This is a genomic window from Streptomyces albireticuli, assembly GCF_021228125.1.
GTDB lineage: Bacteria > Actinomycetota > Actinomycetes > Streptomycetales > Streptomycetaceae > Streptomyces > Streptomyces albireticuli.
Map to the genome: position 1 here is coordinate 51,324 of NZ_JAJQQS010000018.1, position 26,348 is coordinate 77,671.

Sequence of the window (26,348 nt, forward strand, 5' to 3'; positions counted from 1 at the left end):
GGCGCACACGGTATCGCGGGGCGGCGGGGCGCCCCGGGGGCGTCAGGGACTGACGGCGAGGACGATGTAGGCCGCCAGGAGGGAGAGGTGCACCCCGCCCTGGAGCGGTGTGGCGCGGCCCGGGATCACCGTGAGGGTGCCGACGACGACCGTGAGGGCGAGCAGCACCATATGGGTCGCGCCGAGACCGAGGACGAGCGGGCCCTCCAGCCAAACGGAGGCCACCGCCACCGCGGGGATGGTCAGGCCGATGCTGGCCATGGCCGAGCCGAGGCCGAGGTTGAGGCTGGTCTGGACCCGGTCGCGGCGGGCGGCGCGCACGGCCGCGATCGTCTCGGGCAGGAGGACCAGCAGCGCGATGACGACACCGACGACGGAGGCGGGCAGTCCGGCGGCGGCCACCCCGGACTCGATGGTCGGCGAGACCCCCTTGGCCAGGCCGACCACCGCGATCAGGGCGACGGCGAGGAGGCCGAGGCTGGTCAGGGCGGCGCGGGCGGACGGCGGGTCGGCGTGGTCGTCGGCGTCGATGACGTCGCCCTCGGCGGTCACGGGCAGGAAGTAGTCGCGGTGCCGGACGGTCTGGGTGGCCACGAACAGCCCGTAGAGGATCAGCGCGGCGACGGCCGCGAAGACGAGCTGCGCCGGGGAGAACCGCGACCCCGGGGTGCTGGTGGTGAAGGTCGGCAGGACCAGGCTCAGGCCGGCGAGCGTGGCCACCGTGCCGAAGGCCGCTCCGGTGCCCTCGGCGTTGAACACCGCGACCCGGCGTTTGAGCGCGCCCACCAGCAGGGACAGGCCGACGATGCCGTTACAGGTGATCATCACGGCGGCGAAGACCGTGTCCCGGGCGAGCGTGCTGCTCTTGTCGCCGCCGTCGGCCATCAGCGTCACGATGAGGGCCACTTCGATGATGGTCACGGCGATGGCCAGGACCAGCGAGCCGAAGGGTTCGCCGACCCGGTGCGCGATCACCTCCGCGTGGTGCACGGCGGACAGCACCGCGGCGGCCAGACAGCAGCTGACCAGGACCACCATTCCGGTGGGCAGTGAGCGCCCCCAGGTCAGGGCGAGCACGGCGGCCGCGAGGACCGGTGCGAGGGTGGGCCAGTGCCGGGCGTACGAGCGGAGCCGAAGGTTCATGGGACGATCTTCGCAGATTGCCCCATGAGGACCGTTTCAGGGCGCTTGATGCCGCTACGGTCACCGAGGCCGGGTTTCCGCACGGCGACGACGCCCGCTTCCGCCGCCGGCCCGCCCGTCGCGCCTCTTCACCCTCCGTCGCCCGGAGGCCCCGGCGGGGCCGGATGCGGGCGGGGCGTCTTCAGCTCGTCGGCCGGCGGTTCCGCCTCGGCGGGCTCCCTGCCGCTCTTGCACGAACCGGCCAGGGACTTGGCCATGGAGCTCAGGGTCTCGTTGCGCAGGGCGTCGTCCCCGGAGATCCTGGCGGCGAGGTAGTTGCCGAAGTGCAGATAGTGGGTGGTGACCAGCCGGTCCTGCTGCGCCGTCAGCCTCTTGGAGGTCTCCTGGAACATCCTCAGGAAGATGTACGCGACGAAATTCGTCAGGATGCCGGCGACCGCGCCCACCCCACCGGTGATCAGTTTGGCCGAGGTGTCCGCTTCCTCGGAGCCGCTGACCTGTTTGAGGCTGTACGCGATGATGACGAAGCCCAGCAGGATGCAGAACAGGCCGAAGAGGAAGATGATGCGCCCCTGCGACAGGGTCTGGCTCTGATGCCGCTTCACCTGTAGCTGGTTCAGCCGGAAGAGCTTGTAGGCGAACAGGTCCACGGGCTGGCGCTCGAAGTCGACGAGGTCCTTCTCGTCGTCGATGTTCTGTATGTCCACCGTCACTTCACCCGCGGACGACAGCATAAAGCCGCCCAGCGCCGTGACCAGCAGGCCGTACAGCACGATCGGAATGGTGAGGGGGCGCGTTTCCTTGTCGAGGGTCACGTACAGGATGACCATGCCGACGGTGGCCAGGCACCCGACGGCCACGAGAACGACCCCGATGATGAGCCTGCGGGAGCGCCTGTCCTTGAGTCCGACCCGGCGCGCGTCGAGGACCTCGACGCGCTCCGCCACCCAGGCGTGCAGTTCGGGGTCGCGCGGAAATCCGGGTGCCCCGGGTTCGGATCCGGATGTCCCGGGCTCGGATCCGGGCTTCTCGGGCTCGCCGGGGACGTTATCCCCTCCGGCGTCCTCGATCGGCGGGAGGTCGATCGGCGGGAGGTCCTTGCGTCGTCCCGGCGACCTGAATCTGCCCATTGCGGCCCTCCCCTTCCCTTGACCGTGCAGGAGGGTGGGTACATCCATTCTCGTCCTTGCGGAGGGATCCCGCGATCGCGGCTCCGACCGGCGGGGCCCTGCTGCGGGCCGGCCGTGGCGGATCCGCCGGGTGCGCGGCACCCGGCGGATCCGCTTTCCCCGTGGTGCGAGGTCAGGGCCGACCGCCGGTGGTTCAGCCGAAGAAGACCGAGGAGACGGTGTTGTCGAAGCCGAGGGCGGCGAGGTCGGCGACGTCGCCGCTGACGACCTTGGACCGGCCGGTGCAGTCGCGCTCGGACCAGATCTTGAGGCTGCCCCGGGCCTGGAGGGACGACGCGACGTCGTCGCGCGCGACGTTCCGGCAGCCCTTGCCCGCCAGGCCCTGGGACGGGTCGCCGAAGGCCCGCTCGTCGAAGAGGACGACGCTGGTGGCGGCCCCCGCCTGGGCACCCGTGCCCGCGGCCCCGGATCCGGACGCGGCCCCCTTACCGGCCTTCTTGCCGTCGGGGGTGACACCGAACCACGTGCCCCCGACGCCCTGCCCCTTGGTGTCGCCCGGCTTGGTGTCCTTGGCGAAGCGGTAGACCGGCCAGCCGCCGATCGTGACCTGGCGGGTGCCGTCGGCCCGCTTGACTACGCCGACCTTCGACCTGTCGACCCCGTCGAGGAAGATCTTGCCGCCGGGCGCGACGACGACCGGCGGCCAGGTGACCGCGCACGCGCCGTCGCACGTGGACTTCGACGGGCTCGCCGTGTCCTTGTCGAAACGGTAGAGGGTGAAGCCCGCGCCGTTGACGACCACCGGGTCGAGCGCCCCGGCCCTGGACGCGGTGAGCTGCGTCCACCGGGTCGCCTCCGGCTTGACCGCGGGCTTCCCCGGGTCGTTCGCCCAGTCGCCGGTCATGGCCGGGGCGTTGTTCTTCTTCGCGGTGCCGCTGAGGAAGTTCAGGTCCTGTCCGGTGGCGTTCGCCCGGTCCTGGGCGGCGGTCGCGCCGGCCGGCGCCGAGGATTCCTTGTCGTCACCGCCGCCGCACGCGGTGAGCAGCAGGGCTCCGAGGGCGGCCGACGTCACGAGCGCTGCGGTGTGCTTGCGGAACATGAGAGATCCCCCCAGTCGTGGCCCCGGACCGGACCGGTGCCGTCGTCCCCCTGTACGGAGCCGGCTCCGCGACCGCCTCAGCCGGTTACCGTCCCGATACACGACGCGGACGATGTCACCGAGCCCGCGTCCCCTGACGTCTCCCCCGCCTCCTCCCGTCTCGCGTGTCCCGGTGGATACGGGCCCCCGGCTCGTGCCGTGCCCGACGCCCGCCGAAGAGAAGGTATGAACCGCATGCAAGGCACGCTGCACCGGGCCTCCGACCGTCTCTTCCCCGGTGGCACCAACCAGTACGGCGCGCTGCCGGCCGTATTCGTCCTGCTGACGGTCGTCACGGGCATCGTGGACGCCGTCAGCTTCCTCGGTCTGGGTCACGTCTTCGTCGCCAACATGACGGGGAACGTCGTCTTCCTGGGGTTCGCCCTGGCCGGAGCGGCGAACCTGTCCGCCGGGTCGTCCCTGGTGGCCGTCGGAAGCTTCATGGCCGGGGCCTGGGCGACGGGCCGTCTGGGCCGGCGCCTCGGGGACCCCGGGCGGCTGTTCACCACCGTCACCACCGCCCACGCCGTGTTCACCGCGGCCGCCCTGGCCGTGGCCCTCGCCGCGGGCCACCGGCCGTACGGCGTCCGGACGGTGCTCACCGCCCTCCTGGCCGTCGGCATGGGCATGCAGAACGCCGTCGTCCGCCGGCTGGCCGTCCCCGACTTCACCACGACGGTCCTCACCAGGGCGGTCACCGGTCTCACCGCCGACCCGCCGGGCCCCGCCACCACGCGTCGGCTCGTGGCCGTCGCCGCGATGTTCACCGGCGCGCTGTGCGGAGCCCTCCTCCAGCTCGGCCCGGGGCCCGGGGCGGCGCTGGTGCCGGTCGTGGTTCTGCTGGTGTGCCTGGCGTTCGCCACCGCTCCCGGTCCGTCCGGCGGCCGAGGGCCGGGGCCGGGGCCGGGGCGAAGCCCCGTTGGGGAAGGGACGGGGTGAGGACGAACCCCGCGGGAACCCGGTGAGGACGAACCCCGCGGGGACCCTGTGAGGACGAACCCGCGGGTGTCCTGTGAGGACGAACCCCCGCGGAGGCCCTGCGAGGACGAACCCCCGGCGGGGACCGGCCCCTCACCCCACCGCGCTCGGCCGCCGGTCCCCCGTCCTCCCGTCCCGCGCCCCCGGGATGTCCCGCACCGCGCCCCCGGCCGCCAGCCGCTCCTGCAACCGGGCGTGCCGGAACTGGTACACCGCCCCCACCTGCCGCAGCACCCCTCGCGCGTGCGCCTCGGCCAGGAAGCCCATCAGCCGCCAGGGCAGCCGCCCGGTCGCGGCCAGCCAGACCCGCGCCGTCATATAGCGGCCCCACGCGGTCACGTAGAGGCAGATCGGGCCGGCGGGCAGGGCCATGGCGAAGGCCACACCGCGGTCGAACAGGCCGAACGCCGGCGGCACATAACCGGACTGGACCCCTCCGTAGCGCCAGACGTGCCAGACCAGGAACACGGCGGTCAGCGCCGCGACGACGAGGCTGCGGATCAGCGCCGCTCTGCGGTCGCCGTGCAGACTCCCCGCCGGGCTGGTGGCCCGGGCGACGTCGGCCGGCGCGGACAGCCAGCGGCGGAGGCCGGCCGCGAGGCCCACGACCAGTCCGACGGTCAGCTGCCCGCGGACGGAGTTGTCCACGGCGTGCGCGGCGAGCACGCGGCGCGGCGCGCGTTCCTGCCACTCCTGGACCGGGCCTCCGGGAGCGAAGCGCACGGGTGTCGGGGCGAGTTCGCCGGGTGACGCGTCCGGGTCCGCCGGTACGGGCCCGCCGGCTTCCCTCACGGCCGGCAGGTTCAGATACCACTCGACCGCCGGGGACTCCCGCACGCCCTTGCCGGCCACGAGGGTCACCCGGCCGCTGCGGAACCCCTTGGAGAAGAGCAGGAGCCTGACGTGGCCCGCGTACCGCGTACAGGAGGCGGCCGGGCGGGGGCAGTTCACGGCCTCGGTGCGCAGCACCCTCTCCCACCGCCCGACATCGCCGCGCAGCCTCGTCCCGTCCCACAGGTGCGGCACGCCGTCGCCGTCGCGCGTCAGCGCCCCGCTGACCGGCCGGGGGATCTCGACGTAACGTGTGCCGTCGGGGAGCCGCCCGTAGCGCCAGCCGTCCGGTGTCCTGGTGTAGCGGGAGCCGTCGGGGGCGACGTGGCGGGTACCGGTGGCGGGCAGCCCGTGGTGCGCCGAGGCCCTGGCGACCGTGACCGCGGCCTGGGCGGCGCCGAACACGGCACCGGTCACCAGACCGGCCGCCAGTCCGGCGGCGAGTGCCACCGGGACGATCCGCAGCAGGCGCCGGAGCTGCTCGGCCCTGCTCCGGTGGGAGGCCCTGAAGGCGCGGGAGAGGGCGGTGGGGGTGTACGAGATGCCCATGGCACGTACGAGAGTCGCGCTCGCGACGCCGAGCAGCGCCAGTTGCAGGACGAGGTTCGTCGGGTGGGTCTGGGGGTCCCAGTAGCCGGACTCCCCGGATTCGTAGGTGAGCGGGCGGAACGCCCCGGTGAGGGCGCCCAGGCCGACGAGCACGGTGCCGCACGCCAGGACGCGCGGCGCGAGCCGCCCGCGGTCCCGCGTGGCCCCGGGCGCCGTCACGTAGGAGAGCAGCCGGTGGGTGCCGCCCATGCCGGCGACGAAGGCGGCCGCTTCCAGGCAGAGCAGTCCGCCGCCGGCGCCGGGCGCGACCAGGTAGGAGGCGAGCAGGGCGACGGGCAGTATCAGCAGGATCCTGGTGAGCGCGCCGAGGCCGCGCGGGGTTCCGGGCGGCAGCTCCCACCAGGCCAGGTCGCGGGTGCCGCGCCGCTGCATGTGGTGGGCGAGGAAGGCGAGGCGCGCGATCGTGCCGTCCGGGCCGTGGGCCTCCGGGGCGTCGGGGAGGTCGCCGTAGGCGGCGGGCACGAACCCGTCGAGGAGGTGGGCCTCCAGAACGGCCGGGTCGGCGAACCGCCGTTCCAGGAGCGTCCGGGGGTCGGCCGAGGTGTCGCTGTGGACGGCGCGCGCCAGTCCCACCATCAGCGGGCTGCCGAGCACGGCGCGCAGCGTGCGGCAGACGGCGTCCCTGGGGTCCTGCTCCACTTCGCGCAGGACGGGCGCCCACGCGGTCTCCGCCGTGCCTCCCGGCCGCGGGGGCGCGGTGCGGGTGAGGTACGCGCCGACGGTCTCCCACGACAGCGGGCGCAGTTCGACCACGGCTGCGGAGGTGATCACGTCGGCGGTCGTCACGAGGTCGGCGTAGTCCCGGGCCCGGCAGGTGAGCACCATCGGGTCGCCGCGGCCGAGGTCGCGGTTCAGGGCGTGGACGGCCTGCGGGCGCAGCGGTGCCGGGAGTTCGTCGAGGCCGTCGAGGAGGGGCAGCACCCTGCCGAGTTCGAGCAGGCGGCGGGCCCGGGTGACACCGGCGGGGTCCCGTACCGCCGTGGCGGGGTAGCCCGCGATCAGCCGTTCCTCCAGCCAGTCGGACAGGCTCCGGGTGCGCGGGTCCCAGGTGGCGAGGCCGAAGACCACCGGGACCGGGTCGTCCGGGCGGCGCCCGGCCAGCAGGTCGAGGGCGAGCTGGAGGAGCAGGACGGTCTTCCCCGCGCCGGGTTCGCCCAGCACGACGAGGCGCCGGGAGGGCACCCGCGCGTAGGCGTCGGCGACCTGACCGAGGTGGCCCCGGAGCGCCGAGGTCATGTCGGGCGGTTCGGCGGCGCCCGCGGTGACGTTGTCCCAGTGGTCGGACAGGTGCGGTTCCGCCGCGGTCCACCGGACGGGGAGGGGTTCGGGGTCCTGGAGGCGGCGCAGCCGGGCCTCCGCCCGCCACTGTTCGCCGACCGCCTCGGCCAGGTCGCGGGCGGTGCGGTCGAGGTGCTCGGCGCGGCCGCTCACGGACGCCTCGTCCGCGGCACCGCGCGCGGTCTCCCGGCCGAGCCCCGCCACGGAGACCAGCAGGGCGAGGATCGAGGCCGCCTGGTTCCCGAGTTCGAGGCCGTGCGCCGCGACGACCACGGCGAGCAGCGCCCCCGTCGCGGCGACGGCTCCCACCCACCACCACTGCCGCCGGTTCATCCGACGCACCGCCTTCCGCACATCCGCTCGACCGAATCGGTGCACGACGTGCGCCGCACCCCTGCTCGATCTGTCAACGACGAGCGGCGCGCCTCCGTAACGAATCAGCGGTAAGGCTGACAAATCGGCGACGGTGTGCGTACGGGCCGCCCCGCGGAGCCTCGGTGCCGGATCCCCTCGTCAGCGCCCCGCGGCCCCTACGCCGCCCGGGTCCGGTGCCACGGCCGGCCGGAGGACCGGCGGCGGAGACCCGCTGACGTCCGCTCACGAGGAATTCCGGGCAGCGGTGAGCGCGCACAGGGTCGCAAGAACGATCCGGAATAACGAAAGTGAAGCCCGGTCGGCGGGCGGATTTCCACCGCATGGCGGAAAGGAGAATTTTCCGTGCCCCGCCAGGAAAACCTGCGGGGCAACGGGCAGGATACGGCCGTGGGGTACTGATACTGGCAGTACGGAACCGGATGAATCGGTTCGGGTCGGCCGGGCCGCAAAAACAACGAGCTGGGGCCCGCACCAAGGTGCGGGCCCCAGCTACGCCGTACGCGGAGACGTCAGGCGGGAACGATGTTCTCGGCCTGCGGGCCCTTCTGGCCCTGCGTGACGTCGAAGGTCACCTTCTGGCCTTCCTGGAGCTCACGGAAGCCCTGGGTGGCGATGTTCGAGTAGTGGGCGAAGACGTCGGGGCCGCCACCGTCCTGCTCGATGAAGCCGAAGCCCTTTTCGGCGTTGAACCACTTCACGGTGCCAGTAGCCATGTCAATCTCCTTCGGGGCAGTGCCCGAGGCGCACACTGTGCGCGCCTCGCGTCGCCGCGATGATCGCCCCGGGCGGAAAAGCACCGGAAAAACAAAAAGCGCACTCACCGGCCCACCGGGGCCAGGAAGCGCATTTGAAGTCCTTGGGAAACCACAACTGCAACTGGATCCACACTAGCACGATGCGGGCCGCCGGGCGGGGTAAGAAAATTCACCGATGCCGCCGCGCCGTAAAAAAAATTACCCCTGTACAAGACACCGATTTTCTGCACGCGCGCGAGAGGGAGCCGGAGGGCCTCGGGCCGGGCGGCCGGGAAGCCGGAATAGGGCCCGCGCCCGCACGGTTGTGGCCTGGCACGACACACGGTCACGGCCTCCGGAAGGACTCCCCATGAAGATCGGCATCATCGGCGCCGGCAACATCGGCGGCAACCTCGTACGACGGCTCACGGCGCTCGGCCACGAGGTCTCCGTCGCCAATTCGCGCGGCCCGCACACCCTCGCCGCGCTCGCCGAGGAGACCGGCGCCACGCCCGTCACCGCGGCCGAGGCGGCGCGCGGTGCCTCGGTGGTCGTGGTCACCGTCCCCCTCAAGGCCGTACCGGACCTGCCGTCCGGGCTGTTCGACGAGGCCGCGGAGGGCTTCGCGGTGATCGACACCAACAACTACTACCCGAAGGAGAGGGACGGCCTGATCACGGCCATCGAGGCCGGTCTGCCGGAGAGCCGCTGGACCGAGCGGCATCTCGGGCACCCCGTCGTCAAGGTGTTCAACGGCACGTACGCCCAGGACCTCCTCGACAAGCCGCTGCCCAAGGGCGACCCCGGGCGGCTCGCCGTACCGGTGGCCGGCGACGACGAGGCCGCCAAGCGCCTCGTCCGCGAGCTGGTCGACGAGCTGGGCTTTGACACCGTCGACGCCGGCGGCATCGAGGACTCCTGGCGCCAGCAGCCCGACACCCCCGTCTACGGTCTCCGCGCGGGCGTCGAGGGCGTCACCAAGGCCCTCGCGGAGGCGTCCCCGGAGCGGCCGGACACGTTCCGCGCGTAGGCGGGCCGGGGCTCACGAGGGGGCGGCGCGGACGTCGGACCGCGCGGGAACGGACCGGAGCGGCCCGGACGTCACCGCCCTCCGGCACCGGCCGAGGCCCGCGGCAGGGTGACGTCACGGGCGGAGAGCGCGCTCTCCGGCGCGGCCCACCGTCCGGCGGGCACCGGCACCCCGGCCGGGCGGTGCCGTCACCGCGTCCGCGTTCCCGCCAGGGTGCGCGTGCCCGGTGCGCACCGCTCCCTGAGTTCGGCGAGTTCGCGGTCGGGCAGGCTCAGCGCGGCGCCGCGCCGACCGCTGTCGAGCAGGTCGCGCCCGTGGTCCAGCCATCGCGGGAGCGGTTCGACGCCGACGAACGCGGCGAGCCGCGCCAGTTCCTCCCGGGGCGCGTCGAGGAGGTGCTCGTAGGCGAGCGTGGTCCGGTGCTCCTCGGGAAGGGGGGCGAGGTGGTCGGTCGCCTCGGTGACGAGTTCGGACCACAGGGTGCCGAACTCCGGGAGCGGCAGGGCCCGGTCGCGCACCAGGGCGGGGTCGAAGCGCTCGCCGAGGAGGGGCGCGAGGTCCGGTGGCAGCGACTTCACGTGTTCCTCGGTCAGGTCGGCGAAGTCCCCGACTCCGGCGAGTTCCTTGATCTCCTTCCAGAGGAAGATCATCCGGTATCCGGGGTGACGGCTCATGGACAGCGCGCAGTCGGGCCCGTCCCTGTGCATGTGCACGAACCGGGCCTCGGGGAACGCGGCCCTCAGGCGCGGCACCCAGGCCGTGGAGTACCCGGACCGCTCCACGACGGCCGTACGCCCGAACTTCGCGCACAGCGTGCCGAACAGGGCCCGGTGGTGGTCGGGCGCGCTCCGCCGGGGGCGGTGGACGACCGTCTCCCGGAGTTCGTCGAGGAGGCCGTCCGGGTCATCGGTGAGGTGGGGCAGCACCATGAGGGAGAGCCCGGGGATGCCGGTGGTCTCCGCCGCGTACCGGCCCGGGCGCCGGGTGTAGAGGAACTCCGGCATCATGACGCCGCTGCGGATCATGGTCGCGAAGTACGGGGTCGGCATGGCGAGGCGCTGCCAGAACTCCTCACCGGTCAGCTCTTCTTCGGGGAAGGCGGTGTCGCCGACGGAGGCCATGAACTCGTTGAGGCTGAGGATGTCCGGATGGGCGTTGAGGATCCGGGACAGCGCGGTCGAACCGCTGCGGCCCGTACCGACGACGAAGGTCAGCGTGCGCACGGTCGGCTCCTTTCCTCTCCGGGGCGGCGGCAGGGTCGTCACCTGTTCCCGGGGCCCGGGTGGGCCGGTGCAGCCTTCCCCGCCCTGTCGGCGGCAAACGGCACCGGTCCGCGCGCGGTTCTTCGGTGCCGTCGGACGCCGGAGCGGCGAACGCCGGAGCGGCCGGGCCTTCCGGCCCGGTCCGTGCCCGCTGTCGCAGTGGCTCAAGGCTGCGGCGACCGCGCGTCGTAGCGTGCGAAACCGCGCCGCTTCAGGGCGATGAGCGCGACCGCCACGACGCAGGCGACACCGCCGCCGAAGACCGCCCGGTGCGGGGAGGCCAGGTCCGCGACGGATCCCGCGAGGAAGTCGCCCAGCCGGGGCCCGCCCGCGACCACGACGAGGAAGACGCCCTGGAGGCGGCCCCGCATGTCGTCGGGGGTGGCCGTCTGGAGCATGGTGGTGCGGAAGACCGCGGATATGGAGTCGGCGCATCCGGCGAGTGCGAGGAAGAGGAGGCCGAGCCACAGGTCGCGGGTGAGGCCGAAGACGGCGATGGCGGTGCCCCAGGCGACGACGGAGAGCAGAACGGCGAGTCCGTGCCGGTGTATCCGGCCGAGCCAGCCGGAGAACAGCCCGCCCAGGACCGCGCCCACGGCGGGTGCCGCGACGAGCAGGCCGACGGTCTTGGTGTCGCCGCCGTACCAGAGCCCCGCGACGGCCGGGAAGAGGGCGCGGGGCTGGGCGAGCACCATGGCCGCGAGGTCGACGAGGAACGTGAGGCGCACATTGGGGCGGGTGGCGAGGAAGCGGAGGCCGCCGCGTACGGAGGCGCGGCCCGGCGCCTTGCCTCCGTCCAGGGCCTCGGGGCGCATCGAGGGCAGGCGCCACATCGCGTACAGGGAGGCCGAGAACGCGACGACGTCGATCAGGTAGGCGGCCTGGTAGCCCCAGAGTCCGACGATGGCGCCGCCCAGCATGGGTCCGCCCATGAGGCCGAGGTTGGTGGTCAGGGAGGACAGGGCGTTGGCGGCGGGGAGTTGTTCCTTGGGCAGCAGTCTCGGGATCATCGCGCTGCGGGCCGGGCTGTTCATGGCGAAGCACACCGCCTGGAGGGCGACGATCGTGTAGAGCAGCCACACATGACGGAGGTCGAGCAGGGCCGCCGCGGCGAGCGCCACGGACAGCAGGGTCGCGCCCGTCGCGCTGACCAGGCCGAGGACGCGGCGGTCGACGGTGTCGGCGACGGCGCCGCCGTACAGGCCGAAGACGATCAGGGGGACGAGCGAGCAGAGCCCCACCATGCCCACCGAGAAGGTGGAGCCGGTGATCGCGTAGACCTGGAGGGAGCCCGCGAGGGCGGTCATCTGCTGGCCGACCCAGGAGACGGTCTGCCCGACCCAGAGCCGGCGGAAGTCGACGGAGCTGCGCAGGGGCGTGATGTCGGCCAGGAAGCGGGAACGGCGGCGTACGGGGCGGGTTTCGACGGCCACGTCGGACACATCGGGCACGGGAAGGTCTCCAGGGTTCGGTCGGCATCTCCTCGGTGACGCGGCGGAGTTACCGGGCGGAGCCGGCGTCGCGACCCGCCTGGAGCGGCCGTTCCGGAGCAGCCAGGAGTCATTCGCCTGTCATGTCCGCAACCCTAGAACATGGTTACTACAACTTCTCAGTCTGTCTGACAATTTTTGGCAAGGGTTTGTCAGAACCCTTGCCGAGCACTCCACTTACCCCCGCGAACCCACCCCGGCGCACACCGGCGGCCGGCGGTGGCGTCCGGGCGCCGCCGGGCGTTCCCGGGCAACGGTTGACCGACCCTCGCCGTCCTCCTACTTTCCCCATGAGGGCTCGGTCCACAAGGACGGGCCCCGCCGTGGTTCTTGGGGGCGCAGGTGCACTGGTATGTGGATGTGCTCAAGAAATACGCGACGTTCAGCGGGCGGGCGGGCCGCCCGGAGTTCTGGATGTTCACCCTGATCAACGTCATCATCAGCATCGTCCTGGCCGTTCTCGACGTCGTGTTCGGCACGGACCCTCTCCTCGGCACGGTGTACAGCCTCGCCGTGTTCCTTCCCGGGCTCGCCGTGGGCACCCGCCGGCTGCACGACACCGACCGGTCGGGCTGGTGGCAGCTGATCATCCTGATCCCGATCGTGGGCCTCATCGTCCTGCTGGTGTTCTGGGCGGGCGCGGGCAAGCCGCACGCGAACGCGTACGGCCCGAGTCCGCAGGAGGTGCCGGCTCACTGACCCCGGGCGCCCGCCGAGGCCATGCCCAGCCAGGTGTGGGGGTTGCCCTCCCAGCACCAGCCGAGCTTCGGCGCGCCCTTGCTGATCCACAGCGCGGGGACACGACGGTCGCCGAAGCGGGTGCCGGCCAGGGAGTAGCACTTGTTCTTGGCCAGCGCCCGCGGGTGCTGGACGAGGAGGGCGAGGCCCTCCTCGATCGTGAGGGGGGTGCGGTTCCGCTCCGCGACGGTCGCCAGGGCGTCCAGGGGGACGACGTCGCAGAACTCCTCGCCCCGCTCGACGTCGAAGACGACGTACACGGCACCGTCCGGCAGCGCCAGTTCCTCGATCGAGACGAACCTCTCCAGTTCACCGGGCTTGTAGAAGCGCTCGATGACGCCGGGCTTGCTCTTGCCCGCGAGCGTGGTCAGCGGCACCGCCTCTTCGAGGGGCACGAGCGCGCGGGTGACCACGATCAGGAACGGGACGCGCCCCTCGGCCGGCGGTTCCATGGCCGCCGCCCGGGCGAGCACGGACTCGCGCAACGGCTCCAGGAGACCGCGGAAGGCGTCTTCCGCCATGCCCGCGAGGGCCGGGTACGTGAGGTCGACCAGCGTCCGGACCTGGCGGTCGAACTCGGTACCGGCGTCGAAAACCGTCATGTGCGGGCCTTCCTGCTGAACGGGCTGGAGCGGTCGGCCCCGCACCGCCTCCGGGACCGACGAGAGGAAAACTTACTACGGACATAATTTTATGTCCACTGCCAATATTCCCTCATGGCACGTTTTTTGTACGGGGATCCCCGCCGTACGCCTCCTCCTCCCACGCGTTCGGTCGCCTACGGCCCATCATCGGCACCATGAACAGGAATCCCGGAGCCCGGAGCGGCGGATGAACGACGACCCGCGCGGCGCGACCGCTCCCCCGCCGCCCGGCCCGCGCAACGGGCCGGCCGTCTCCCGCCCGGAGTTCGACGCGCTCTTCGAGAGGGTCCGCGCGTGGGGCCGCTGGACACCCGCCGACCGCGGCGCCTGGAACCGGGTGACGGCCGACCACGTCCTGCGGGCCACGGCCCTGGTCCGCTCCGGGACGGTCGTGCCGATGGCACGGCCGTGGGACACCGCGCCCGCCCCGGACAACGCCAAGCCCGCCCTCCACTACATGTCCGACCTGGGCGACACGGAGACCCCGGAGCCCTCCACCTACAAGGACTTCGTGGGCGCCGACTACCACGGCAAGGGGGTGAGCCACCTGGACGCGCTGTCCCACATCGCCTACCGCGGGCGGCTCTACGAGGGCGGTGCGGCACGGGAGTCGACCGGCGCGGGCGGCGCCCGCTTCGGCTCCGTCTCGGCACTCGGCCCCCTGGTCACCAAGGGGGTGCTCCTCGACCTCCCCGCCGTCCTGGGGGTCCCCTGGCTGGAGCCCGGGCAGGCCGTGCACGGCATGGACGTCGTCACCGCGGAGCGGGCGCTCGCCACCCGGATCGACGAGGGCGACGCGGTACTGCTACGGACCGGCCGGTTCCGGCGCCGCCGGGAGCGGGGCGCCTGGGACCTCGACGCCGCGAGCGCGGGCCTCCACGTGGACGCCCTGCCCCTGCTGGCCGAGCGTGGCGTCGCCCTCCTCGGCGGCGACGGCGACAGCGACGTACGGCCCTCGCCGGTCGAGGGCCTGCGCTCCCCGGTCCACACGCTCGCGATCGCCGCGATGGGCGTACCGCTGCTGGACAACCTCGACCTCGAAGCGCTCTCCGCCGCCTGCGCCGAGGCGGGGCGCTACGAGTTCCTCCTGGTCGCGGCGCCCTTGAACGTACCGGGCGGTACGGGTTCGCCCGTCAATCCGGTCGCGGTCCTGTGACGGCGGCCGGCCGTCCCGCGCCGCGTACCGGCGCGTGGGCGTCACGGAGGGTGGCGCCCGGCGTCCCTCCGTACCCCTCCCGCCGCACCTCCCTCCATATCAGGGCAAAGCTCTAAAATGGAACAACCGTGCAGCCACCCCGGCGTACAGGCGGCCATGGGCGCGCGCACCGACAACCCGCGTACCGACGAGGGAAGTGATCCGGATGGGGCTCGTGGCGGAGGACATCGGCCCCGCGCTCGCCCGGGAGCGGTTCCTCGGCGGCGGGTCGGTCGAGGGATCCGTGCGCGATCCGATCCTGAGCTCGTGGCAGCGCTGCCGCTCCCTGGGCCTCTCGCCCGCCGGGTGCGAGCTCCCCTACACCGAGGAACTCGACCTCGAAGGCCGCCTCGTCCGCGCGGCCGGACCGGTGATGGACCGGCTGGAGGCCATGTTCGCCGGCCGGAACATGAACATCTCCCTCGCCGACGAGCGCGGCGCGGTGCTGGAACGCCGCTTCGGCGACGCCGCGATGGCCCGGCGGCTGGCCCCGATCCAGAGCGTCCCGGGGTTCGTCTTCGCCGAGAAGTACGGCGGGACCAACGGCATCGGACTGGCGCTCGCGGAGCGGCACCTGGTCAGCATCTACGGCGCCGAGCACTTCGCCGAACGCTCGCAGTCGAACGCGTGCTCGGCAATTCCCGTCCGGGACCTGCTCAACGGACGGATCGAGGGGGTCCTCTGCTTCGGCTTCCCGTACACCGACGCGGACGGGTCGCTGGACGTCGTGATCCGCAGGGCGGCCGGTGTCATCGAACGGCGGCTGCTGGAGCAGAGCTCGGCACGGGAGCGCGCCTTGCTGCGGGCGTACCTCGACGCCCGGCGCCGCGTACCGGCCGACGGTACCGGCGGCGTGGCGACCGGCGGTGCGGGCGACGTGGCGGCCGGTCTCACGGGCGGCATCGGAGGGCCGGGCGAGCTGGCGGCGAGCGGGCTGGACTGGCGCGACCAGATGATCCTCAAGGAGAAGGCCACCGAGCTGATCTCCTCGGCCCAGCGGGCCGCCGTCGAGGTGTCCCTGCCCGGCGGGCGGCGGGTCACCCTGCTGAGCCGCCCGGTCACGAGCGACTCCGGGGTCCAGGGCGTCGCCATCGAGGTGCTCCTGCCCTCACGGCGGCAGCCCCTCACCATCCCCACCGGAGCCGAAGAGACGCCCGGACTCCTGACCCGGCGGGACCTCTCCCCCACCGCCCCGCCGTCCGCGGACAGCGCGTCCGGACCGCCGCCGTCCCATGTGACGGCCCGCCCGCCCGGTGCGCCCCCCGGCATCACCGCGGAACCCCGCGTCACCGATCAGGCCCCCGGCGCCGCGACCAGCGGCCTGGTGCTGGTGGGCGAGCCCGGGGTGGGCAAGTACGCGGTGGCGGCGCGGCGCCGGCTGGAGCTGCTGTCCGAGGCCAGCACCCGCATCGGGACCACCCTGGACGTGAGCCGGACGGCCCGGGAACTGGCCGAGATGGCCGTGCCGCGCCTGGCCGACTACGTCACCATCGACCTTCCCGAGGCCGTGCTGCGCGGCGACGAACCGACCGACCCCCGCAAGGACCTGCACCGCACGGTCGTCCACGGCATCCGCGAGGACTGCCCCTTCTACCCGGCCGGCGAGCGGGTCGACCTCAAGCCGACCACGCCCCAGCTGCGCTGCCTGACCAGCGGGGAGACCGTCCTGGAGCCCGACCTGAGGTCGGCCACCGGCTGGATCTCCCAGGACCCGGCGCGCGCCCAGCGGCTCCTCGCGCACGAGGTCCACTCCCTCATCACCGTCCCGCTCCTGGCCCGTGGCATCGTCCTGGGCATAGCGAGCTTCTACCGCGCGCGGGACCCCGCGCCGTTCGGGGACGACGACCGTTCGCTGGCCCAGGAGCTCGCCACCCGCGCCGCCATCTGCGTCGACAACGCCCGCCGGTACACCCGCGAGCACAGCATGGTCCTCGCCCTCCAGCACAGCCTGCTGCCGCACGGCTTCCCCGAGCAGAACGCCGTCGAGGTCGCGCACCGCTACATGCCGGCCGAGTCCGGCGTCGGCGGCGACTGGTTCGACGTCATCCCGCTCTCCGGCACCCGCGTCGCCCTCGTCGTCGGGGACGTCGTCGGCCACGGGCTGCACGCCGCCGCCACCATGGGCCGGCTGCGCACCGCCGCGCGGAACTTCGCCGAGCTGGACCTGCCGCCGGACGAGGTCCTCTTCCACCTCGACAACCTCGTGGGGCGGCTGGACCGGGAGGAGTGCGGCGACGACCCCGCCGCAGGCAACACCGGGATCATCGGCGCCACCTGCCTCTACGCCATCTACGACCCCACCTCGCAGCGATGTGCCATGGCCCGGGCGGGCCACCCTCCGCCCGCGCTGGTGCGCCCCGACGGGACCGTCGCCTTCCCCGACCTGCCCGCCGGGCCGCCCCTGGGGCTGGGCGGCCTCCCCTTCGAGACGGCCGAGTTCCCGCTCCCCGAGGGCAGCCAGCTGGTCCTCTACACGGACGGGCTCATCGAGGACCGTCACCGCGACTTCGACACCGCCCTGGAACAGCTGCGCCGGGCCCTGGCCCACCCGAACCGGCCGCCCGAGGAGACCTGCGAGGCGGTGGTCCGAGCGGTGGTGCCCGAGCATCCCGCCGACGACATCGCCCTGCTCGTCGCCCGTACCCACGCGCTGGACCCGCAGCGGATCGCCACCTGGGAGCTGCCCGCCGATCCGGCGCTCGTCTCCACCGTCCGCGGTTCCGTCACCCGCCGGCTGGCCGACTGGGGGCTCACGGAGGCCGGCTTCGCCGTCGAACTGCTGCTCAGCGAGCTGGTCACCAACGCGATCCGCTACGGCACCGGCCCGATCGGGGTGCGTCTGCTCTACGACCGCACGCTGACCTGCGAGGTCTCCGACAGGAGCAGCACCGCCCCGCACCTGCGGCACGCCGCCACCACCGACGAGGGCGGGCGCGGCCTGTTCCTCGTCGCCCAGCTCTCCCAGGCCTGGGGCACCCGTTACACCGCCGAGGGAAAGGTCATCTGGGCCGAGTGCGCGCTGGAGGTCCCCGGCGGGCGGCCCGGCGCGGCCGGGGAGCCCCTGGCCGAGGTGTCCTTCGACGACATCCCCGCCATCTGACGGCCCATCCGGCACCGGAAGAAAAGGGGTCGTAGCATGACGAACGTGCGCTCCCCACAGCCTCTCGTCCGCATCCGCGGCCTCGGCAAGCGGTTCGGCGGCACCCTCGCGCTGGACTCCGTCGACCTCGACATCGACTCCGGCCGCGTCCTGGCCCTGCTCGGCCCCAACGGCGCGGGGAAGTCCACCCTCATCAAGGTGCTCGCGGGCGTCCACCACGCGGACGAGGGCGAGGTGACGGTCGCCGGGCACCCGCTCGGCACCGAGGCGGCCTCCCGCGCCATGTCCTTCATCCACCAGGACCTGGGACTCGTCGGGTGGATGACGGTCGCCGAGAACGTCGCGCTGGGCACCGGCTACCCGCGCCGCGCGGGCCTGGTCTCCTGGCGGCGGACCCGCGGGCGGTGCGCCGAGGCGCTGGGCATCGTCGCCGCCCACCTCGACCCCGACGCCGTCGTCGCCGACCTCGCCCGGGCCGAGCGCTCCCTGGTGGCCCTCGCCCGCGCGCTGTGCACCCGGGCCGAGCTCATCGTCCTCGACGAGCCCACGGCCAGCCTCCCGGCGGCGGACTGCGACCGGCTCTTCGGTGTCCTGCGCGCCCTGCGCGACCGCGGCCACGCCGTCGTCTTCGTCACCCACCGCCTCGACGAGGTGCACAAGGTCGCCGACACCTTCGCCGTCCTGCGCGACGGCCGCCTCGTCGCCCACGGCCCGCTCGCCGGCTACGGCCCCGCCCGGCTGGTGCGCGCCGTCGTGGGCCACGAACCGGCCCCCCACCGGCTCGCCGCCACCGCCCCGGGGCCCGCCGTCCTGGCCCTCGACGGCGTACGGACCGGGAACACGGGCCCGGTCGCCCTGCGGCTGCGCGCCGGGGAGGTCCTCGGCCTGGTGGGCCTCACCGGCGCCGGGCACATGGAGCTGGGCCGCGCGCTCGCCGGCGCCCGGCCGCTCCTCGGCGGGCGGGCACTGCTCGACGGCCGCCCGTACCGGCCGGACACGGTCGCGGCCGCCGTCGCCGCGGGCGTCGGCTTCGTCACCGGCGACCGTCAGGAGGAGGGCTGCGCGCCGGAGCTGACCGTGCGGGAGAACTTCCTGGCCAACCCCCGGGCCGGTGGCCCGCCGGGCACCCGCTGGCTCGGCCCCGGACGCGAGCGCGCCCGGGCCGCCGCCCTGATCGAACGGTTCTCGGTGCGCCCCCGGGACAGCGAGGCGCCGATCGCCACCCTGTCCGGGGGGAACCAGCAGAGGGTCATGGTCGGCCGGTGGCTCGGGCTGCCCCGGCGCCTGCTGGTCCTGGAGGAGCCGACCGCCGGAGTGGACGTCGGCGCCAAGGCCGCGATCCACCGCCTGCTCCAGGAGGCGCTGGCCGGCGGGCTCGCCGTGCTGCTCGTCTCCACCGACTTCGAGGAGGTCGCCGACGTGTGCCACCGGGCCCTGGTGTTCGTACGCGGCGACGTGACGGCGGAGCTGAGCGGCACGGCCCTCACCGTCGGCACCCTGACCCACGCCGCCTCGGACATCGACGCCCTCACCGGGACACCGGGGCGGTGACCCCCGCGCACCGCCCGACGGCCCACCGGCTCGGCCATCTCGTCGGCGCCTACGGCCTCCTGGCCCTCACCGCCCTGCTGTTCCTGGCCTTCTCCCTCGCCCTGCCGGACACCTTCCCCACCCTGGACAACATCTCCGCCGTCCTGTCCAACCAGTCGGTCCCCGCCCTTCTGGCGCTCGGCGCGACCGTCCCCGTCGCCGCCGGGAAGTTCGACCTGTCTCTCGGCTACGGCCTCGGCCTCGCGCACGTCATGACGATGCGGCTGGTCGTCACCGAAGGCTGGCCCTGGCCGGTCGCCTGCCTGGTGGTGGTCCTCGGCGGCGCGTTCGTCGGCGCCCTCAACGGCGTCGTCGTCGAGTTCGCGAGGATCGACTCCTTCATCGCCACCCTCGGCACCGGCAGCGTCATGTACGCCTTCACCGGGTGGCTCACGGACGGGGCCCGCATCGTCCCCGGCCCGCACGGCCTGCCCGACGGCTTCACCGCCCTCTACGACTCCCGGTTCCTCGGCCTGCCGGTCTCCGCCTTCTACGTCCTCGCCCTCACCGCCGTGCTGTGGGTGGTCCTGGAACGGCTTCCGCTGGGCCGGTATCTGTACGTCATCGGCTCCAACCGCCGCGCCGCCGACCTGGTGGGCATCCGCTCGCGCCGGCACGTCGTCCACGCCTTCGTCGGATCGGGCCTGGTCGTCGGCGTCGCCGGGGTCCTGCTCGCCTCGCAGCAGCAGATCGGCAACCCCAGCGTCGGCATGGACTACCTGCTGCCCGCCTTCGTCGGGGCGCTGCTCGGCTCCACCGCCGTCCGGCCCGGCCGCGCCAACGCCCTGGGCACCCTCGTGGCCGTCACCGTCCTCGCCGTCGGCCTCGCGGGCATCGGCCAGCTCGGCGCCGCCTTCTGGGTCACGCCGCTGTTCAACGGCGGCACCCTGCTCGTCGCCGTCGGCCTGGCCGGCTACGCCGCCCGCCGACAGCTGCGCCGAAGACGTACGGAACCGGCCCGGACGCCCCGGGAACCGCCGGGAGCCACCTCGTGACCACCGGCCCGGACGCCCCCGAACCCGCCCGGAGCCACCTCACGACCACCGGCCCGGACACCCCCGAACCCGCCCGGAGCCACCTCACGACCACCGGCCCACGACGGCGGGCCGCCGCCCTGGGAGCCGCCGTCGCCCTGGCCGCGCTGGCGGGTCTCACCGGCTGCGAGCGCGGTTCGTCGGCCGGCGGCGCCGCGCCCTCCGCCACCGGGCCGGCCGGCTGCCCCGCGGCGCTGGCCGGGGCGGAGGCCGCCGTCCGCCGGGCCGAGCGGACCGACACGGTGTGGAACGGCCCCACCGACGGGCCCCGGGCGGTGCCCGGCAAGAGCCTCGTCTACGTCGCGCAGACCATGACCAACCCCGGCGTCGCGGGCACCGTCAGGGGCGTACGGGAGGCCGTGAAAGCGATCGGCTGGCACGTCCGGGTGATCGACGGCCAGGGCACCCCCGCCGGGATCCAGGCCGCCTTCGGCCAGGCCGTCGCCCTCCGGCCGTCGGGAATCGTCATCGGCGGCTTCGACCCCCGCCTGACGTCCCAGCAGGTGGCGAGGGCCCACGCGGACCGCGTCCCGCTCGTCGGCTGGCACGCGCTCGACTCCCCCGGCCCGAGCGAGGAACCCCCGCTCTTCACCAACATCACCACCCGGGTCGGGGACGTCGCCCGGATCAGCGCGGACTGGATCATCGCGCACTCCCGGGGCCGCGCCGGTGCCGTCCTGTTCACCGACGCCTCGATCCCGTTCGCCAGGAACAAGTCCGAACTGATCAAGAAGGAGCTCGCGACCTGCTCCGGTGTGCGACTGCTCGCGGAGGAGAACATCCCGATCTCGGACACGAGCGGCAGGACGCCCCAGGAGGTCTCCGGGCTCCTCGCCCGCCTCGGTGACGAGTGGACCCACTCCGTCGCCATCAACGACGTCTACTTCGCGGACGCCGCCCCGGCCCTGCGCGCCGCCCGCCGAGAGGGCGCGGGCCCCCCGTACAACATCGGCGCGGGCGACGGCGACCCCTCCGCGTTCCAGCGCATCGACAGCGGGCAGTTTCAGACGGCCACCGTCCCCGAGGCCCTCATCGAACAGGGCTGGCAGATCGTCGACGAGTTCAACCGCGCCTTCTCCGGCGCCCCCGCGAGCGGTTACGTAGCCCCCGTCCACATCGCCACGTCCGCCAACAGCGCCGGCGCCACCTCCTGGGACCCACCGGGCTACCGCGCGGCCTACCGGAGCATCTGGGGCAAGTGATCAGCCGCGTACGACCTGTCGCTGCCCGGCTCACGGAAGGCGTCCATGGCCCCGAGTGCGGCGTGGCCGCCACCCGGTGGCAGCGGGCGTCACCTTCTCATCGCACGGCGCGCAGTGGATCGCAGGGTGTGCGCGGTGTCGATGGCGGCGGTACGTGTCCGGTGGGCGGTTTCCCGCAGGGGACCGAGCGAGCGCCGGCCGGGGCCGCGTCGGAGCAGGTCCTGGTAGAGGTCGAGGTGCTGCTCGGCGATGTGGTCCGGGGCGTAGCGGGCCGAGTTGTGCCGAGCTGCTTCCCCCATGCGCCGGCGCAGGGTGTCGTCGCGGATGAGGCCGCACAGCGCGGCGGCGAGGCCCTGTGTGTCGCCAGGGCGGACCAGGAGTCCGTCGACGCCGTGGGTGATGATCTCGCGCGGCCCGTTGGGGCAGTCGGTCGCGACGACGGGCAGGCCGCAGCGCATGGCCTCGACGATGGTCATGCCGAAGGACTCCCGGTCGGAGGCGGAGACGGCGATGGACGCTTTCGCCAGCTCGTCCTCCAGGGCGCCGACGTGGTCGTTGAGGAAGACGTGGCCGTTCAACCCAAGGTTGTCGATCAGGGCGGTCAGGCTGTTCTTCTCGTTGCCTGTGGTGTCGCCTTTGCCGAAGATTCGCAGCTGCCAGTCCGGGTGGGAGGCGACGACATCGGCGAAGGCCCTGATGAGGAGGTCGTAGCGTTTCACCGGGATGAGCCGTCCTGCGGCTACGACGACTTTTCCGGTGTGCTCGGCCGGCCTCGCGGTCATGGCGGGGACGCTGTTCGCGATCGCCCGCACCCGCACGTCAGGCAGGCCGAGTTGCCGGTAGGCCCGCGCGTCGGCTTCGGTCACGGTGGTGAGCGCGTCCAACAAGGGGTAGCGATGGCGTATCTCATGGCGCATGCGCAATCCGTGGCCGGAGAGGGTGAGGTGTTCCTGACCCACTCTGACGGCGGCGGGGTGGGCCTGCCGGGCGATGTGCACGTTCAGTCCCGGTCTGGTGCCGACGATCACGTCCGCCTCCAGGCGGGAGAGACAGCGGCCGATGCGTTCATCCGTGAGGCGGCTGTACTGCCTGTGACGGCCGTCCGCGCGGGGAAAGACACGGGCGGGCTGCGCGTGGCGGGGATCGTCGCCGTCGTAGTGCGCCGCGTTGCGGCGCAGATCCACCAGAGGCGTCAACCGCACATGTGGTGGTGCGCCCATGGCCGGCGTCTCGCGGTAGCGGAGGACCGAGATGATCTCCACGTCGTGGTGGGCCGCCAGCGCGGCGGCGAGGTTGAACGTCGATCTGATCGTGCCGCCAAAGGTGTAGGCGTTGTGGAGCAGGAAGGAAATACGCATGTGTCTGCATCTCCGGCTAGCTGGTGGGACGGGTCACGGGTGGTGGACAGCGCCGGGATACGGACCGGCCGGGGGCCGCTCGCGTGCGCGCCCGGGCCGGCGCGAGGCGTTCTGCGTGCGGCGGAGACACACCATGCCGGAACCAGCCCAAAGACCACCTGAAGAACCTAAAGATCACCTTCAGGAAAAAGGGCGTGCGGCATGAAAGGCTCGACTACGTGGAAGGCATCCTGGTCGTCGAGGACGATCCGCAGCTCGGGCCCGCCCTGCGCCGAGGATTGACCGCGGAGGGCTACCGCGTCGAACTCGTCCGTGACGGCACCACCGGACTGGAACGCGCACTGACCGGCGGCCACGCGCTCATCGTGCTGGACATCATGCTGCCCGGCCTCAACGGCTACCGGATCTGCTCCGCTCTGCGCGCCGCGGGCCTCAATACGCCCGTGCTGATGCTGACCGCGAAGGACGGCGAGTACGACGAGGCGGAGGGCCTGGACACCGGAGCCGACGACTACCTGGCCAAGCCGTTCTCCTCAGTGGTCCTGCTCGCACGGCTGCGGGCCCTGCTGCGCCGGGGCACCACCGCCACGTCCGGTCGGCCCGTGCTGCGCGTCGGCGACCTGTGGGCCGACCTGGCCTCCCGCCGCGCGGGCCGGGGCGCCGTCGAGTTCGCCCTGACACCGAAAGAGTTCGCGATCCTCACCTGTCTGCTGCACGCACCGGACTGCCCGGTGTCGAAAGAAGCGATCCTCGACGAAGTCTGGGACCCGGCGTACACCGGAGGCACCGCCATCGTGGAGGTCTATATCTCCGCACTGCGCAAGAAGATCGACGCGCCCTTCGCCACCCGCAGCATCGAAACCATCCGCGGATACGGCTACCGCCTCACGCCCCGCGAACAGCCGTAATGACCGCCCGGCGCCCTTCCCCGCACCGCGCACCGGCCCTGCTCCGTGCCCTGCCCGGACAGGTGCGCATCGCACTCGTGGCGGGAATCACCTCCCTCGTGCTGTTCGGCGGCGGGGCGTGGTGGCTGTTCCAGCACGTCCGCGCGGACGCCTACCGGACGACGGAGAACCGGGCATTCGAACTGTCCGTCCAACTCGCCGCGCAGGCGGCCGCCGGCGAAGAAATCCTCAGCGACCCCCTGCGCGGCTGGCCCCTCATCGAACTCGACCGGACGGGCCGCACCACCGCCGCGGCCGGCGGCACCCAGTACCTCACCGGTCTGACAGCACTGCTCCCCCCGCCCCCGGCCCAGCCTCCCCGCCGGACGACCGGCAGCCCGCAACGGGAGACGGTCCACGTCGGCGCGGTCGACGAACACGAGCGCGACCGCTTCCACCGTCCCGACGGGACGCTGAAGCCACCCCCCAGCAGTAACACCTCCGCCCAGCAGAAAGCCCTCATCGCCCACCGGCAGGCCCACACCCTCGCCCACCGCACCATGACCGTCTTCGCCACCTCCGTGCACGCCCCCGCGAACACATGCCGCCTGCCCACCGAAGCCGACGGATCGTGCCGCTCGACCCTCTACGTCTTCGTACCCCCCGACGACGCCAAGCAGGCCACCGCTCCCTTGCGCACCCCGCTCATCACAGGTGTCCCCCTGGCCGCGCTGCTGGTCGCCGCTCTCGCATGGACCGCCGCACGCCGCTCCCTGCGTCCGGTCGAGGCCATCCGGCAGGAGGTCGCCGAGATCACCGACACCAGCCTCGACCGCCGGGTCCCCGTCCCCGACGCCCGCGACCCCGTCCGCCGCCTGGCACAGACCACCAACACCACCCTGGACCGGCTGGAGACCGCCGTAGAACGCCAACGCCGATTCGTCGCGGACGCCTCACACGAACTGCGCTCCCCCGTCGCCGCCCTGCGCTACGAACTCGAAACCGCTCTCGCCCACCCCGACACCATCGACCCCCACCGGACACTCCACGACGCCCTCACCGCCACACGACGCGTCCACACCCTCACCGAAGACCTGCTCCTGCTGGCCCGCCCCGACCACCCCGCCGCCCAGTCGCTGATCGACCTGGCCGGCCTCGCCGCGGAGCTCGTCTACGAGTACCAGCACCGCGGTCACCCCGTCTCCCTGCGCGGCAGACCCGACCAGGCCCCCGTCCGCGGCGACGGCGCACAGCTCCACCGGCTGCTGCGCAACCTCCTCGACAACGCCGTACGGCACGCGCACACCGCCGTCGTCCTGGACATCACCACCGACGGTCGAACACACACCGTCAGCATCCACAACGACGGCACGCCCCTGACCCCGGACGAATGCGAGCGCGTCTTCGAACGGTTCACCCGCCTCGACGAAGCCCGCGCCCGCGACACAGGCGGCAGCGGCCTCGGCCTCGCCATCGCCCGAGACATCGCCGAGCGCCACCACGGAACCCTCACCGCCCACTCCGACCACCCCCGTCCCGGCACGACCTTCACTCTGACCCTCCCGGGCCCACCGGACGCGATCCCGTGAGCGCCCTCGCCGCGACCGGCCCGGGCGGCCCGGCCCGGCCCGCTCTTGAATCCCTTAGCCCGGACGGGCGAATCTCCGGGTGCTTTCGGGCGTATCGGGCATGCACGCCTTACGGGAGTAACAGCATCGGGGAGGACGCAGTGAAGTGGATCAGGATGTCTGTGATGGCGGCGGTCGCCGCCCTGGCCCTCGCCGCGGGAATGACGGACGCCCCCGGCTGGGCGCGCGGCGCGCCGGCCTCCGGGCCCAGAGTCGCGGCCCCCATGGATCACACCGGTAGTCAAGGCCCCGAGGTGGTCATCGGGGCGGGCGGGGTCGGGACGGCCCTCGCGCCCTGCCCGGCCGGCCGTGAACCGAGCGGAGGCGGCGGCATCAGGTCCGGCAAGGGGCTCTTCATGACCGGCTCCTCGCCCCGCGGCAACGCATGGGAAGTCAAGTTCAGCAACAAATCGGGCGCGGAGCGACGAGGCGCGGCCTTCGTCGTCTGCACCGCCCAGTCCCACACGCGCGTGTCCGGCGACTTCATCACGGTGTCCGCCCACCAGCAGAGCGTCAGCAGCTTCCTCCGCTGCCCCGGCAGCCAGGTGCCCACCGGCGGAGGGTGGGAGGCGACCGGCTTCGACGTCGTCGGTCTGCGGTTCACCGCCTCGACCCAGTCGTACCACGCCGTGGTGTTCAACAACTCGAACGCGACGCAGAACTTCAACGCGATCGCCCTGTGCTCGGCGGTCGCCCATGAGCCCCGGCTCGGCGGCCAGATCACCGTCCAGCCCGGCAACGAGGCGATCGCGACCGCCAATTGCGACCCCGGCCAAGTGGCCAGCGGTGGCGGTTCCTTCCCGAGCGGCCAGGCGTTCATCGGCGCCTCTCGCGCACTCCCCGGCGGCACCGGATGGCAGATCACCGCCGAGAACACGACGGGCACGGCCCAGAAGGTGACCGCGGAGGCGATCTGTACGTCGTCGTGAACGCGTCGCCATGAGCCGCTGCCTCCGGAACGTCCTCCAGAATGT

At 73.0% G+C, this 26,348-nt stretch carries 20 protein-coding genes; 11 read left to right on the forward strand and 9 right to left on the reverse strand.

Features of this window, described 5'->3' with window-relative positions; all coding sequences use genetic code 11:
* Nucleotides 1-42 precede the first annotated feature (42 nt).
* The 3 genes from LUZ64_RS28045 to LUZ64_RS28055 all read right to left on the reverse strand — a co-directional run bounded on the left by LUZ64_RS28045 (nucleotide 43) and on the right by LUZ64_RS28055 (nucleotide 3,372).
* On the reverse strand, nucleotides 43-1,143 hold the full coding sequence (locus LUZ64_RS28045; RefSeq protein ID WP_095583158.1) for a calcium:cation antiporter: 1,101 nt from the start codon (nucleotides 1,141-1,143) through the stop codon (nucleotides 43-45).
* Nucleotides 1,144-1,271: 128 nt separating this feature from the next.
* Nucleotides 1,272-2,273 (reverse strand): TRADD-N-associated membrane domain-containing protein, encoded by a 1,002-nt coding sequence (locus LUZ64_RS28050; RefSeq protein ID WP_095583159.1) that lies wholly within the window; start codon nucleotides 2,271-2,273, stop codon nucleotides 1,272-1,274.
* 193 nt (nucleotides 2,274-2,466) lie between these two features.
* Entirely contained in the window at nucleotides 2,467-3,372 is a 906-nt protein-coding gene (locus LUZ64_RS28055) for a hypothetical protein (RefSeq protein ID WP_095583160.1), read from the reverse strand.
* A 225-nt stretch (nucleotides 3,373-3,597) separates the two neighbouring features.
* Here LUZ64_RS28055 and LUZ64_RS28060 point away from each other — a divergent pair, with 225 nt between their 5' ends.
* Nucleotides 3,598-4,350 carry a YoaK family protein gene (locus tag LUZ64_RS28060; protein WP_232398901.1) on the forward strand — a complete coding sequence of 251 codons (753 nt, stop codon included), beginning with the start codon at nucleotides 3,598-3,600 and terminating at the stop codon, nucleotides 4,348-4,350.
* A 132-nt stretch (nucleotides 4,351-4,482) separates the two neighbouring features.
* On the opposite strand, the gene LUZ64_RS28065 is transcribed toward LUZ64_RS28060, so the two are convergent.
* Both LUZ64_RS28065 and LUZ64_RS28070 read right to left on the reverse strand, forming a co-directional pair.
* Entirely contained in the window at nucleotides 4,483-7,440 is a 2,958-nt protein-coding gene (locus tag LUZ64_RS28065; RefSeq protein ID WP_232398904.1) for an NACHT domain-containing protein, read from the reverse strand.
* Nucleotides 7,441-7,991: 551 nt separating this feature from the next.
* A complete protein-coding gene (locus LUZ64_RS28070; protein ID WP_095578638.1) occupies nucleotides 7,992-8,195 on the reverse strand; it encodes a cold-shock protein in 204 nt (67 codons plus the stop codon).
* 217 nt (nucleotides 8,196-8,412) lie between these two features.
* On the opposite strand from LUZ64_RS28070, the gene LUZ64_RS28075 reads away from it, so the two are divergent.
* Nucleotides 8,413-9,246, forward strand: coding sequence for an NADPH-dependent F420 reductase (locus LUZ64_RS28075; protein ID WP_170116635.1), 834 nt, complete (start codon nucleotides 8,413-8,415; stop codon nucleotides 9,244-9,246).
* 188 nt (nucleotides 9,247-9,434) lie between these two features.
* Here LUZ64_RS28075 and LUZ64_RS28080 read toward each other — a convergent pair whose 3' ends face one another.
* Nucleotides 9,435-10,469, reverse strand: a complete 1,035-nt coding sequence (locus tag LUZ64_RS28080; protein ID WP_211304904.1) for a sulfotransferase family protein — start codon at nucleotides 10,467-10,469, stop codon at nucleotides 9,435-9,437.
* A gap of 203 nt (nucleotides 10,470-10,672) precedes the next feature.
* Entirely contained in the window at nucleotides 10,673-11,959 is a 1,287-nt protein-coding gene (locus LUZ64_RS28085) for an MFS transporter (protein WP_095578636.1), read from the reverse strand.
* A gap of 381 nt (nucleotides 11,960-12,340) precedes the next feature.
* On the opposite strand from LUZ64_RS28085, the gene LUZ64_RS28090 reads away from it, so the two are divergent.
* Nucleotides 12,341-12,697, forward strand: a complete 357-nt coding sequence (locus LUZ64_RS28090; protein WP_087929588.1) for a DUF805 domain-containing protein — start codon at nucleotides 12,341-12,343, stop codon at nucleotides 12,695-12,697.
* Here LUZ64_RS28090 and LUZ64_RS28095 read toward each other — a convergent pair.
* Nucleotides 12,691-13,338, reverse strand: a complete 648-nt coding sequence (locus tag LUZ64_RS28095) for a DUF5701 family protein (RefSeq protein ID WP_095578635.1) — start codon at nucleotides 13,336-13,338, stop codon at nucleotides 12,691-12,693. The two genes, LUZ64_RS28090 and LUZ64_RS28095, sit on opposite strands and share 7 nt — an antisense overlap.
* A gap of 229 nt (nucleotides 13,339-13,567) precedes the next feature.
* Between LUZ64_RS28095 and LUZ64_RS28100 the strand changes: the two genes are divergently transcribed.
* From LUZ64_RS28100 to LUZ64_RS28120, 5 genes are all read left to right on the forward strand, one after another.
* Nucleotides 13,568-14,536, forward strand: a complete 969-nt coding sequence (locus tag LUZ64_RS28100; RefSeq protein WP_095578634.1) for a cyclase family protein — start codon at nucleotides 13,568-13,570, stop codon at nucleotides 14,534-14,536.
* Nucleotides 14,537-14,741: 205 nt separating this feature from the next.
* The gene (locus tag LUZ64_RS28105) at nucleotides 14,742-17,675 is read left to right on the forward strand and encodes a SpoIIE family protein phosphatase (RefSeq protein ID WP_232398906.1); all 2,934 of its coding nucleotides are present in this window, start codon (nucleotides 14,742-14,744) and stop codon (nucleotides 17,673-17,675) included.
* Nucleotides 17,676-17,711: 36 nt separating this feature from the next.
* Nucleotides 17,712-19,226, forward strand: a complete 1,515-nt coding sequence (locus LUZ64_RS28110; protein ID WP_095583217.1) for a sugar ABC transporter ATP-binding protein — start codon at nucleotides 17,712-17,714, stop codon at nucleotides 19,224-19,226.
* Nucleotides 19,223-20,260 carry an ABC transporter permease gene (locus LUZ64_RS28115; RefSeq protein ID WP_095583218.1) on the forward strand — a complete coding sequence of 346 codons (1,038 nt, stop codon included), beginning with the start codon at nucleotides 19,223-19,225 and terminating at the stop codon, nucleotides 20,258-20,260. The genes LUZ64_RS28110 and LUZ64_RS28115 overlap by 4 nt, the downstream gene beginning before the upstream one ends.
* A gap of 119 nt (nucleotides 20,261-20,379) precedes the next feature.
* Nucleotides 20,380-21,501 carry a substrate-binding domain-containing protein gene (locus LUZ64_RS28120; RefSeq protein WP_095583251.1) on the forward strand — a complete coding sequence of 374 codons (1,122 nt, stop codon included), beginning with the start codon at nucleotides 20,380-20,382 and terminating at the stop codon, nucleotides 21,499-21,501.
* A gap of 89 nt (nucleotides 21,502-21,590) precedes the next feature.
* On the opposite strand, the gene LUZ64_RS28125 is transcribed toward LUZ64_RS28120, so the two are convergent.
* Entirely contained in the window at nucleotides 21,591-22,859 is a 1,269-nt protein-coding gene (locus LUZ64_RS28125) for a glycosyltransferase family 4 protein (RefSeq protein WP_095583219.1), read from the reverse strand.
* A gap of 194 nt (nucleotides 22,860-23,053) precedes the next feature.
* Between LUZ64_RS28125 and LUZ64_RS28130 the strand changes: the two genes are divergently transcribed.
* The 3 genes from LUZ64_RS28130 to LUZ64_RS28140 all read left to right on the forward strand — a co-directional run bounded on the left by LUZ64_RS28130 (nucleotide 23,054) and on the right by LUZ64_RS28140 (nucleotide 26,303).
* Nucleotides 23,054-23,767 carry a response regulator transcription factor gene (locus LUZ64_RS28130; RefSeq protein ID WP_232398909.1) on the forward strand — a complete coding sequence of 238 codons (714 nt, stop codon included), beginning with the start codon at nucleotides 23,054-23,056 and terminating at the stop codon, nucleotides 23,765-23,767.
* Nucleotides 23,767-25,335, forward strand: coding sequence for a sensor histidine kinase (locus tag LUZ64_RS28135; RefSeq protein ID WP_095583220.1), 1,569 nt, complete (start codon nucleotides 23,767-23,769; stop codon nucleotides 25,333-25,335). Before LUZ64_RS28130 ends, LUZ64_RS28135 begins: the two co-directional genes overlap by 1 nt.
* A gap of 140 nt (nucleotides 25,336-25,475) precedes the next feature.
* Entirely contained in the window at nucleotides 25,476-26,303 is an 828-nt protein-coding gene (locus LUZ64_RS28140) for a hypothetical protein (protein WP_143593365.1), read from the forward strand.
* The last annotated feature ends 45 nt before the right edge of the window (nucleotides 26,304-26,348 follow it).

Excerpts from the sequence above, each read along its gene's own strand:
- LUZ64_RS28045 (WP_095583158.1), bottom strand. The coding sequence starts at position 1,143 with ATGAACCTTCGGCTCCGCTCGTACGCCCGGCACTGGCCCACCCTCGCA.
- LUZ64_RS28050 (WP_095583159.1), bottom strand. The coding sequence starts at position 2,273 with ATGGGCAGATTCAGGTCGCCGGGACGACGCAAGGACCTCCCGCCGATC.
- LUZ64_RS28055 (WP_095583160.1), bottom strand. The coding sequence starts at position 3,372 with ATGTTCCGCAAGCACACCGCAGCGCTCGTGACGTCGGCCGCCCTCGGA.
- LUZ64_RS28060 (WP_232398901.1), top strand. The coding sequence starts at position 3,598 with ATGAACCGCATGCAAGGCACGCTGCACCGGGCCTCCGACCGTCTCTTC.
- LUZ64_RS28065 (WP_232398904.1), bottom strand. The coding sequence starts at position 7,440 with ATGAACCGGCGGCAGTGGTGGTGGGTGGGAGCCGTCGCCGCGACGGGG.
- LUZ64_RS28070 (WP_095578638.1), bottom strand. The coding sequence starts at position 8,195 with ATGGCTACTGGCACCGTGAAGTGGTTCAACGCCGAAAAGGGCTTCGGC.
- LUZ64_RS28075 (WP_170116635.1), top strand. The coding sequence starts at position 8,413 with ATGCCGCCGCGCCGTAAAAAAAATTACCCCTGTACAAGACACCGATTT.
- LUZ64_RS28095 (WP_095578635.1), bottom strand. The coding sequence starts at position 13,338 with ATGACGGTTTTCGACGCCGGTACCGAGTTCGACCGCCAGGTCCGGACG.
- LUZ64_RS28100 (WP_095578634.1), top strand. The coding sequence starts at position 13,568 with ATGAACGACGACCCGCGCGGCGCGACCGCTCCCCCGCCGCCCGGCCCG.
- LUZ64_RS28105 (WP_232398906.1), top strand. The coding sequence starts at position 14,742 with ATGGGGCTCGTGGCGGAGGACATCGGCCCCGCGCTCGCCCGGGAGCGG.
- LUZ64_RS28110 (WP_095583217.1), top strand. The coding sequence starts at position 17,712 with ATGACGAACGTGCGCTCCCCACAGCCTCTCGTCCGCATCCGCGGCCTC.
- LUZ64_RS28125 (WP_095583219.1), bottom strand. The coding sequence starts at position 22,859 with ATGCGTATTTCCTTCCTGCTCCACAACGCCTACACCTTTGGCGGCACG.
- LUZ64_RS28135 (WP_095583220.1), top strand. The coding sequence starts at position 23,767 with ATGACCGCCCGGCGCCCTTCCCCGCACCGCGCACCGGCCCTGCTCCGT.